This window comes from Sphingomonas sp. (assembly GCF_035758555.1).
In the GTDB taxonomy this organism is placed as follows: domain Bacteria; phylum Pseudomonadota; class Alphaproteobacteria; order Sphingomonadales; family Sphingomonadaceae; genus Sphingomonas_B.
On the sequence record NZ_DASTXI010000008.1, the window covers coordinates 1 to 8,454 of the forward strand.

An 8,454-nucleotide genomic window follows, 5' to 3' on the forward strand; every position below is an offset into this window, starting at 1 on the left:
TCGGACTTCGACGGCGTCGGCAACTCGCTGCCCAAGGGGCTGGAGGACGTCAGCACCTATCCGGCGCTGCTCGCCGAGCTGATGCGGCGCGGCTGGAGCGACGAGGACGTTCGCAAGGTCGCGGGCGAGAATATCCTTCGCGTGATGGCTGAGGCGGAAAAGGTCGCGGCTGGCATGGCAAACGAGCTGCCGGCAACCAAGCCCATTTCTCCGGCGTCTTAGGCGCTCCGATGCTGTCCGATTCGTTTCAACGGCCGGCCGAGACGGTCGCGCCTTTCCCCATCGACGAGGTGCGTGCCCAATTCCCCGCGCTCGGTACCGGCGACCGCATCTATCTCGACGGCCCCGGCGGCACGCAGATGTGTGCGCCGGCAATGCGGGCGATGCTGGAGCATCTGGAGGCGGGCACCGCGAATCTGGGCGGCGCATTCCGCACCTCGATCGACACCGGCGCGCTCAGCGACGCGGCACACGAAGCGATGGCCGACCTGCTGGGCGCCGCGCCGGAGGACATCGCCTTCGGGCCGAACATGACGACGCTGACGCTGTCCGTGTCGCGCGCGCTCGCCCGCAACTGGCGCGAGGGCGACGAGATCGTCGTCACCCGGCTCGATCACGACGCCAATGTCGCACCCTGGCTGCTGGGGGCAGAGGACAGCGGCGTGACCGTCCGCTGGCTCGATTTCGATCCGGACAGCGGCACGTTGCGGCTGGACACGCTGCCGGCGCTGCTCGGGCCGCGCACCCGTCTCGTCGCCGTCGGCGGCGCCAGCAACGCGATCGGCACGCTGAACGATGTCGCGGCGATCGCCGGCATCGTGAAGGCGCATTCGGACGCGGTGCTGTTCGTCGATGCGGTGCAGTCTGTGCCGCATGTCGTGACTGACGTGACCGCACTCGGCTGCGACCTGCTGGTCTGCTCGCCCTACAAATTTTTCGGCCCGCACCAGGGCGTGCTGTGGGGCCGGGCAGACCTGCTCGAGGAGCTCAGGCCCTACAAGGTACGCCCGGCCGCCGATCATCCACCGGCACGCGCGTTCGAGACCGGTACGCCGTCGTTCGAGGCGCAGGCGGCGATGATCGGGACGATCCACTATTTCGACAAGCTGGGCGCACACTTCGACCCCGCCGCAGGCAGCCGTATAGGGCGGCTGCGGAGCGCGTTCCACGCGTTCCAGGGTTATGAGGACCAGCTGAGCCGGCGGCTGCTCGACGGCCTCGCCGCGATCCCGTCGGTGAAGCTCTGGGGCGCGGCCATCACCGCAGGCCGCGTTCCGACCTTCGGTTTGACGATCGCGGGCTGCCGACCCGACAGGGCCGCCGAAGCGCTCTCCCGCCGCGACATCTTCGCCTGGTCCGGCCACTTCTACGCGGTCGAGGTCGTCGCGCGGCTGGGCCTTGCCGACAACGGCGGGCTGCTGCGGCTCGGCCTGTGCCATTACAACACGGTCGAGGAAGTCGACCGCACGCTCGAAGCGCTGGAAGACATCGCGAAGCAGGCCGCGTGAGCAATTGTCGATCGGGTCTCAATTGACCTATTTGAACAATAATTCTCTGGACGGAAACTGAGCACTGCTGATAGGCTTTGCCCATGACAGCCATTCAGCGCGTGCGGGAAGACAGCGGCGATGCAAGCGACGGGGCGGCGCTGGCGCTGCCGACGCCCTATCTGCTGTTCGTCGGCGACGTGCACGAACGCGGCTATGCGAAGACCGCGTTTGGCCTGAAGGACTGGGCGCCGGACAAGTGCGTCGGCGAATGCGCATCCGATCCGCTGGCCGTCACCACCGGCCTTCCGCGTATGACACCGGCCGAAGCCGCGAGCCGGGGCGCCCGATCGCTGGTCATCGCGGTCGCGAACAGCGGCGGCTATATCCCCGCTTCGTGGCAGCCGATGCTGCTCGACGCGATCGACGCCGGGCTGGATATCGTCAGCGGCATGCACGTGCGGCTGGCCAATATTCCGGGCCTGACCGAAGCGGCATGGCGCAAGGGCCGCCGCCTGATCGACGTGCGCACGCCGCCCGCCGACATTCCGGTCGCGACCGGCCGCAAGCGCAGCGGCAAAAGGCTGCTGACGGTCGGCACCGATTGCGCGCTCGGCAAGAAATACACGGCCCTCGCCATCACACGAGCGCTCGCGCAGCGCGGCATCGACGCGGACTTTCGCGCGACCGGGCAGACCGGGATCATGATCGCCGGCGGCGGCATCCCGATGGATGCCGTGATTGCCGATTTCGAGGCCGGCGCGGCCGAGATGCTGTCGCCCGACGCCGCGCCCGGCCACTGGGACGTGATTGAGGGCCAGGGATCGCTGCTGCACCCCGCCTATGCCGGCGTGTCGCTGGGCCTGCTCCACGGCAGTCAGCCCGACATATTCGTCGTGTGCCATGAGCCGGGCCGCCGCGTGCTGCTGGGCGAGGAAGAGTTCGCGGTGCCCAGCGTCGAGGAAATCGTCGAGCTGACGGTCGCGCTCGGCCGCCGCACCAATCCGGCGATCCGCTGCGGCGGCGTGTCGTTCAACACTTCCGAGCTGAACGAGAGCGAGGCGACGCGCCTGATGGCGGAGGAGGAAGCGCGGCTCGGCCTTCCCGTCGCCGATCCGATCCGCGGCGGCCCCGCCTTCGATCGCCTGATCGATCATTGCCTCGGCTGATGTGATGGTAACGGGGGCAGACGGCGCGCAATCGAGCTGGTTCCAGCGCTTCCTGCTGCCGGGGTTCGCCTTCAAGGCGGTGGTGATCGGCGGCGGCTATGCGACCGGGCGCGAGCTCGCCGAATTCTTCCTGCCTAGCGGCCCCTGGGGTGGCCTCGCCGGCATGGTCCTCGCGATGCTGGCGTGGAGTGTGATCTGCGCCCTCACCTTCGCCTTCGCCCATGCCGCACGCGCTTACGACTATCGCACTTTTTTCGAACGGCTGCTCGGTCCCGCCTGGATCGTGTTCGAGATCGCCTATGTGCTGTTCGTGATCCTGATCCTTTCGGTGTTCGGCGCGGCGGCCGGCGCGATCGGAACGGCGACGCTCGGCCTCCCCACGCTCGCCGGGACGCTCGGCCTGGCCGCCGCGATCGCGCTGTTCGTGACGTTCGGCAATGCCTCGGTCGAGCGGCTGTTCAAGTACGTCTCGTTCCTGCTCTACGGCGTTTACGTGCTGTTCGTGCTGCTGTCGCTCGGCAGCTTCGGCGATCGGATCGGCGCGCATTTCGCGGCGGGCGGTCCGAGCGACGGCTGGGCGCTCGGCGGCCTCACCTATGCCAGCTACAATGTGGTCGGCGCGGTCGTGATCCTGCCGGTGATGCGGCACATGACCTGCCGCCGCGATGCCGTGATCGCGGGCCTTGTCGCCGGTCCGCTGGCGATGCTGCCCGCGCTGCTGTTCTTCACCTGCATGATCGCCTTCTATCCCGGCATCGCCAGCGAGACCCTGCCGTCGGACTTCATCCTGCAGCGGCTTCACCTGCCGGCGTTCCACCTGCTGTTCCAGGCGATGATCTTCGCCGCGCTGCTGGAAAGCGGCACCGGGTCGGTGCACGCGATCAACGAGCGGATCGCGGCGGTCTGGCGCAAGCGCCGTGGCGTCGACCTCCCTTATCGCGCGCGTGCAGGCTTTGCTGCGGCGCTGCTGAGCGGGTGCATCTTCGTCGCTGACCGCTTCGGCCTCGTGGCGCTGATCGGCAGCGGCTACCGGCTGCTGGCCTACACGATCCTCGCCGTCTACGTCGTGCCGCTGCTGACGATCGGCGCGGCGAAGCTGCTGAAGCCCACAGCCTTCATCCATCGACCGGCAACCTCAAAAGGAGCCTGACATGCCTTCATTCGCGCGCACCGCCCTGGCCGCCGCCTTGCTGGCCTCGTCCTCGCTCGCGCTCGCGGCACCCCCTGCGGGCTTCGACCGGCGCGTCGAGACGCTGCGCAAGGAGATCGGCGTGCCCGGCATGGCGATCGCGATCGTCGAGGACGGCAAGGTCACGCTCGCCAAGGGCTATGGCGTGAAGAAGCTCGGCGCGCCCGATCCCGTCGACGCCGACACGATCTTTCCGAACGGATCGACCGGCAAGGCCTTCACCGTCGCCGCGCTCGGCATCCTGGTGGATCAAGGCAAGATCGGCTGGGACGACAAGGTGATCGAGCACATGCCGTGGTTCGCGATGTACGATCCCTGGGTCACGCGGGAGATGACGATCCGCGACCTGCTCGTCCATCGCAGCGGCCTGGGATTGGGCGAAGGCGACCTGCTAATGGTCCCGCGCACCAACCTGACGCGCAAGGAAAGCGTGCGCCGGCTGCGCTATCTGAAGCCGGCGACCAGCTTTCGCAGCGCCTATGCCTATGACAATGTCCTCTACATGGCCGCGGGCCAACTGATCGAGGAAGTCAGCGGCCAGACCTGGGAAGCGTTCGTCAGGGACCATGTGCTGCGTCCGGCTGGAATGAGCCATTCGACCAGCGACAGCGAATCCCGTTTCGCGACCGTCGACCGCGCCTGGCCGCACGCGCGGCTGAATGGCCCGTTCCGGGGGCTGGGCGACCAGGTTGTGCTGAACGAACGTGACGAGCTCGGCCGCAATGCCGCGCCGGCGGGCGGGCTGGCGGTCAGCGCCAACGACATGGCGCGCTGGATGGAAATCCAGCTCGCCCACGGCAAGCTGCCCGAAGGCGGGCGCCTGTTCAGCGACGCCGTCTCCGCCGAGATGTGGAAGCCGGTCGTGCTGATGCCGAACCCACCTCTGCCTGGCCCGCTCGCGCCTGCAACGCCGATGTTCAACACCTATGCGCTCGGCTGGGACGTGCAGGACTATAAAGGCGCGAAGATCGTGTCGCACACCGGCGCCGTGTTCGGGTTCCAGGCAGCGGTGGTGCTGATCCCGGAGAAGAATGTCGGGTTCACGATCCTCATCAACTCCGAGGACGGCGAGATCATCCGCGGCCTGATGAACGAACTGCTCGACCATTACCTGGAGCGGCCGACGCAGGACTGGCCCGCCGCCTGGCGCGCGTTCAAGAAGGACCGGCAGGCGCAGGCGGTCGCGGCGCTGAAGGCGACGACGGCTGCACCCGCGAAAATCGGACCGTCGCTGCCGCTCGCCCGCTACGCCGGCGACTATGTCGACCCCTGGTACGGCCCGATCTCGATCCGCGACGAAGGCGGCAAGCTTCGCATCGATTTCAAGCAGACGCCGCGGATGACCGGCACGCTGGAGCACTGGCAGTATGACAGCTTTCAAACCGTGTGGGACGACAAGGCTATCGAGCCTGCCTACGTCACCTTTGCCCTCGACGCCGACGGCAAGATCGAGCGGGTGACGATGAAGGCGGTTTCGCCGCTCGTCGATTTCAGCTGGGATTATCAGGATCTGCTGTTCACACCGACATCCGCGAAGCAGGAATGACAATTTTGTCCTGAACAGGATTGCTTTTCTCCTCCTTGCATGTTTCTATTCCGAAAATAGCTGTCGCGTTCGGGCGGACTGTATCCGCGCAGGTCCTTGCGCGTGACGGAACGGAGCCCGGACGGCGTTCGGAGAAATTGGGAGGGGAGATTTCGATGAAGACGGTTCGCATCCTTTGCGGCGGCACGGCAATGGCACTGACGCTCGCCGCGGCGCCCGCCGCCGCGCAGCCCCCCGCCTCCGCGCAAACCGCTGCCGCCAATTCGGAAGACATCGTCGTCACGGCGCAGAAACGCGAACAGCTGCTGATCGACGTGCCGCAATCGATCTCGGTCGTCAGCGGCGCTGCGCTGGAAGAGCAGCACGCGAATAATTTCAGCGACTATCTGAAGCTGGTGCCCGGCCTTCAGCTCAACCAGAGCACGCCCGGACAGGGCCGATTGCTGCTGCGCGGCATCAACACCGGCGGTGTCGCCTCTACCGTCTCCGTCTATGTCGACGAAACGCCGTTCGGATCGAGCAGCGGCCTGGTCAACGGCGCCATCCTGGCCGGCGACTTCGACACGTTCGATGTCGCCCGCGTCGAGGTGCTGCGTGGGCCGCAAGGCACGCTTTATGGCGCGAGCTCGCTGGGCGGCGTGCTCAAATTCGTGACCAATGCCCCGCAGATGGAGAGTTTCGAGCTCCGCGGCCGCGCAAGCGTGGAAGCTGTTGACGGTGGCGATACCTCCTATGCCGGCAACGCCGTGGTCAATATCCCGCTGGGCAGCACGCTCGCGTTCCGCGCATCCGGCACCTATCGCAAGGATGGCGGCTTCATCGATTCGATCGGCACGGCCGGTTCTGACGTCGAGAAGAACATCAACGATGCCCGCATCTACGGCGGCCGCGCGTCGCTGCTATTCACGCCCAGCCACCGGATTTCGGTCCGGGCGACGGCGATCCTGCAGGACATCAAGGCCGACGCGCCGAGCACGGTCGAGGCCGATCCGTTCACACTGAAGCCGCTTTACGGGCGGCTATCGCTATCGCAGTTCGTGCCGCAGTTCACCGACATCCGCTATCGCATCTATAATGGTACAGCGGATTTCGACCTTGGTTTCGCGAACCTGACTTCGTCGACCAGCTACGCCACGCAGGACGAGACCCTACGCTCGGATGTGACGGCCAATCTGAGCGCCGTGGTTGAGGGCGTCTTCGGAGCGCCGAACGAGCTTTTCCTCGCCCAGCAGACCAATGACGAGAAGTTCACGCAGGAGCTCCGCCTGTCGGATCAAACGGACGCATTCGATTGGCTGATCGGCGGCTACTACACTCATGAAAAGGGCGAGATCCTCCAGGAATATGTCCCGGTCGAGCCGGGAACCTTCACTCGCATCACCACCCTGCCCCTGCTGGCGCAGGTGAGCCTCCATTCGGTTTACGAGGAGATCGCCTGGTTTGCGAACGCCACCCTTCATCTGGGCGAGCGGTTCGATATCGATTTCGGCGGCCGCTACAGCCACAACCGCCAGCACGCCAACCAGGTCGGCGACGGCGCGCTGGCCGGCGGGCCGACGAACAACATCGCTTCGTCTTCGGAAAACGTCTTCACCTACTCGGTCGCACCGAAGCTGAAGTTCGACGACAATGTCTCGGTTTATGCGCGTGTCGCCAAGGGCTTCCGTCCCGGCGGCCCCAATGTGCTGCCGCCGAGCGCACCCGCCGGCACGCCCGCGACCTACGATTCCGATTCCGTGATCAGCTACGAAGCGGGGGTGAAGGCGCAGACGCCGGACAATGACTTCAGCATCGACTTTGCGCTTTATCACATCGACTGGAACCACATTCAGCTGTTCGCCATCGTCAACAATTTCGGCGTGAACACGAACGGCGGTAGCGCGAAGAGCGACGGTGCCGAGTTCACCGTCACGGTGCGGCCGACTGCCGGCCTCAACCTCGCGCTGAACGGTGCCTTCACCAATGCGCGGCTGACCGCCGACAGCGGACCGCTGGTCGGTGGCCTGAAGGGAGACCGGCTGCCGTTCACGCCCAAATACAGCGCGGCCCTGAACGGCGACTATCGCTGGTCGCTCGCCGGCAGCACCGAAGCCTATATCGGCGGATCGGTGCGCCTGGTCGGCGACCAGCCCGGCGCCTTCGACGCGACGTTCCGCGCCGCTAACGGCCGCCAGCGCGAAGTGCCGTCGTACAGCGTCGTCGATCTGCGCGCCGGGCTCGATTTCGGCCGGTTCGGGGTGGAAGCCTATGTCAAGAATCTGGGCAACAGCCACGGCATCACTTCGACCTCGGCCGTCCAGGCGAACGGCTTCGACATCTATCCGAACGGAGCGATCGGCACCGGCATCATTCGTCCACGGACCATCGGGCTGTCCCTGACCGCCCAATATTGAGTGGATCGGGCTTCCCGGCCATAAGCGAAGGCGGCTAAGCCTGAGCGTCGACAGGCTGAGGGAACGCCATGCCGAGGATCGATGTCGCCGCCGTGCCCGGACGCAAAGGCTCGGGCTATCCGCCGCCGTTCGACGCGCCCTGCGCTGAGCGCGTACGGCAGCGGCTGGGCGACGCGGGCGGGCTCACCGATTTCGGCGTCAACCTGATGCGACTGCCGCCGGGCGCCTGGTCGAGCCAGCGCCACTGGCATTCGGCCGAAGACGAGTTCGTCTATCTGCTCGAAGGCGAGCTGGTCCTGGTCGAAGATGGCGGCGAGACGATTCTGCGCGCGGGCGATGGCGCGGCCTTTCCCAAGGACACCGGCAACGGCCATCACATGATCAATCGGTCGGGCCGCGAGGCGGTCTATCTGGAAGTCGGCACCCGATCGCCGGCTGACGTTACCTACTGCTCCGACGTGGACATGATGAGCGCCGCGGCCGACGGGCGGTTCGTGCGCAAGGACGGCACAGCCTATACAGCGCGCTGACGAACAGCCTGCCGGAGACCTGAATGCGTTCCTTTTTCGATCCCCGGCAGCTGCGGCACCGCCCGGTCTCCGAGCTGCACAATGGCGGGTTCACTGCCTATCAGGAGACGCCCGATCGCGCAGAGTCGGTCCTGAACGCG

At 66.3% G+C, this 8,454-nt stretch carries 7 protein-coding genes; all 7 read left to right on the forward strand.

All coding sequences use genetic code 11. The features are described 5' to 3' along the window. Positions 1–222 (forward strand): membrane dipeptidase (locus VFT73_RS00520; RefSeq protein WP_326408142.1); only part of this gene is annotated, 222 nt, incomplete at its 5' end. Between the two features lie 8 nt (positions 223–230). Continuing rightward, on the forward strand, positions 231–1,508 hold the full coding sequence (locus VFT73_RS00525) for a cysteine desulfurase-like protein (RefSeq protein WP_326408143.1): 1,278 nt from the start codon (positions 231–233) through the stop codon (positions 1,506–1,508). Between the two features lie 83 nt (positions 1,509–1,591). After that, entirely contained in the window at positions 1,592–2,656 is a 1,065-nt protein-coding gene (locus tag VFT73_RS00530) for a DUF1611 domain-containing protein (protein WP_326408144.1), read from the forward strand. Positions 2,657–2,660: 4 nt separating this feature from the next. Further along, a complete protein-coding gene (locus VFT73_RS00535) occupies positions 2,661–3,806 on the forward strand; it encodes a hypothetical protein (protein WP_326408145.1) in 1,146 nt (381 codons plus the stop codon). A 1-nt stretch (position 3,807) separates the two neighbouring features. After that, a complete protein-coding gene (locus VFT73_RS00540; RefSeq protein WP_326408146.1) occupies positions 3,808–5,391 on the forward strand; it encodes a serine hydrolase in 1,584 nt (527 codons plus the stop codon). Positions 5,392–5,546: 155 nt separating this feature from the next. After that, the gene (locus tag VFT73_RS00545; protein ID WP_326408147.1) at positions 5,547–7,784 is read left to right on the forward strand and encodes a TonB-dependent receptor; all 2,238 of its coding nucleotides are present in this window, start codon (positions 5,547–5,549) and stop codon (positions 7,782–7,784) included. 68 nt (positions 7,785–7,852) lie between these two features. Continuing rightward, positions 7,853–8,314, forward strand: a complete 462-nt coding sequence (locus VFT73_RS00550) for a cupin domain-containing protein (RefSeq protein WP_326408148.1) — start codon at positions 7,853–7,855, stop codon at positions 8,312–8,314. Positions 8,315–8,454 lie beyond the last annotated feature (140 nt).